A 1,999-nucleotide genomic window follows, 5' to 3' on the forward strand; every position below is an offset into this window, starting at 1 on the left:
AGCGTCGTCAGGCCGGTCAGCGCGTTCTCGAAGATCGGCAGCAGGCCATAGAGAAACAGCGCGATCAGTGTCGGCTTCTCGCCGAAGCCGACGGCCGGCACGGCGAGTGCCAGCACCGCCACGGGCGGAAAGGTCTGGCCGATGTTGACCAGGCTGCGCGACAGCGGCAGGAATTCGGCGCCGGCGGGCCTGGTGACCAGGATGGCAAGCGCCACCGCAACGATGGTTGCTGCCACGGTGGCGATCAGAACCGTGCGCAAATGCAGCAATGTCAGCGTCAGCAGGCTGCCCTGGTTGTAGATCACCGGCGCATTGTTTTCGGTCAGCGGCTTCAGCAGCGGCACGAACCAGCCGGGATTGGTGACGAAGGCAACGAGCAGCATCACCAGGGCAAGTCTGAGCAGCGATGGAAGCCAGGCCTTCATGCGGGCCTCGCCGCGCGCTTCACCAGCCCGTCGACGGTGACGCGGCCAAGCGGCTTGCCATCGGCGCCTTTGACCGGCAGCGCCGGCCGGCCCGTCCACAACAATTCGGCCAGCGCGTCACGCTGGCTGGCGTCGCCGGGGATCGCCTCGCCTTCGGCGGAGCCCTTCTCCACGGCATCGCGGACCCGACCGAGCGACAGCAGCCGGAACGGCCTTTCGCTGGCGCCGACCAGGGTCTCGACGAAGGCGCTTGCCGGCTTTGCCAGGATCTCGGCGGGCTTGGCGTATTGCACCAGCTTGCCGGCATCCATGACCGCGATCTTGTCGCCCATATGCACGGCCTCTTCCATGTCGTGGGTGACCAGGATGATGGTGGTGCCGAAGCGCTTCTGGATCGCCAGCAGATCTTCCTGCGCCTTGTTGCGGATGATCGGGTCGAGGGCGCCGAACGGTTCGTCCATCAACAGCACGTTGGGCTCGGCGGCGAGCGCGCGGGCAACGCCGACGCGCTGTTGCTGGCCGCCGGACAGTTCGTGCGGATAGCGCGGCCCGAAGGCTTCGGGGTCAAGCTGATAGAGCGTCATCAGTTCGTCGACCCGGGCCTTGATGCGGTCCTTGTCCCAACCGAGCAGCACCGGCACGGTGGCAATGTTCTGCGCCACCGTGCGATGCGGGAACAGGCCGTGGCCCTGGATGGCGTAGCCGATGCTGCGGCGCAGCTCATAGCCGGGCAGCGAACGATTGTCGGCGCCGTCGAGCTTGATGATGCCCGAGGTCGGCTCGACCAGCCGGTTGATCATGCGCAGCAGCGTCGTCTTGCCGGACCCGGACGTGCCGACAATGACGGCGATGGTGCGCGGCTCGATGACCATCGACACGTCATCGACCACGGTCGTCGCGTCATAGCGCTTGGTAATGCCTTCGATCTCGATCATGCCGTTTCAACCCTGCGCCTGGTGGCGGTCATTTCGATCACCGCATCGAGGATGATGGCGGCGGCAAAGGCGAGCGCGACCGTTGGCACCGCGCCGAGCAGCACAAGGTCCATCGCCGTCTGGCCCACACCCTGGAAGACGAATACGCCGAAACCGCCGCCGCCGATCAGCGCGGCAATGGTGGCGAGGCCGATGTTCTGCACCAAGACGATGCGGATGCCGGTGAGGATGACGGGAAAAGCCAGCGGAAACTCGACGCCGAACAGGCGCTGCCTGTCGGTCATGCCCATGCCGCGTGCCGCGTCGTTGGCGGCGCGCGGCACGCCAGCGAGACCGACCACGGTGTTGGCCACCACCGGCAGCAGCGAATAAAGGAACAGCGCGACGAAGGCGGGGGCTGTGCCGATGCCGCGAATGCCGAGCGCGGCAGCCCCCGGCACATGCGTGGCCACCCAGCCGAGCGGCGCGATCAGCAGGCCGAACAGCGCGATCGAGGGAATGGTCTGGATGATGTTGAGCACGTTGAGAACGCCGGCGCGCAGATTCTCGACGCGATGGCAGAGAATACCGACCGGCAGGCCGACGACCACTGCCGCAAGCAGCGACCCTAGCGCCAGCGTTACATGCTTGGAGCCTGTC

2 protein-coding genes and 1 pseudogene are annotated in these 1,999 nt (G+C 66.4%); all 3 read right to left on the bottom strand.

Annotated features, from left to right (window positions below):
- Positions 1-425 (bottom strand): annotated as a pseudogene (locus tag EN932_RS34885) (ABC transporter permease); the annotation flags it as partial.
- Entirely contained in the window at positions 422-1,360 is a 939-nt protein-coding gene (locus EN932_RS34890; RefSeq protein WP_013532239.1) for an ABC transporter ATP-binding protein, read from the bottom strand. The gene EN932_RS34890 and the pseudogene EN932_RS34885, both read right to left, overlap by 4 nt.
- A partial coding sequence (locus EN932_RS34895) for an ABC transporter permease (protein WP_164890804.1) occupies positions 1,357-1,999 on the bottom strand: 643 nt, incomplete at its 5' end. The genes EN932_RS34895 and EN932_RS34890, both read right to left, overlap by 4 nt.

This window comes from Mesorhizobium sp. M7A.F.Ca.US.002.01.1.1 (genome assembly GCF_004022955.1).
In the GTDB taxonomy this organism is placed as follows: Bacteria; Pseudomonadota; Alphaproteobacteria; order Rhizobiales; family Rhizobiaceae; genus Mesorhizobium; species Mesorhizobium ciceri.

Excerpts from the sequence above, each read along its gene's own strand:
- EN932_RS34890 (WP_013532239.1), bottom strand. The coding sequence starts at position 1,360 with ATGATCGAGATCGAAGGCATTACCAAGCGCTATGACGCGACGACCGTG.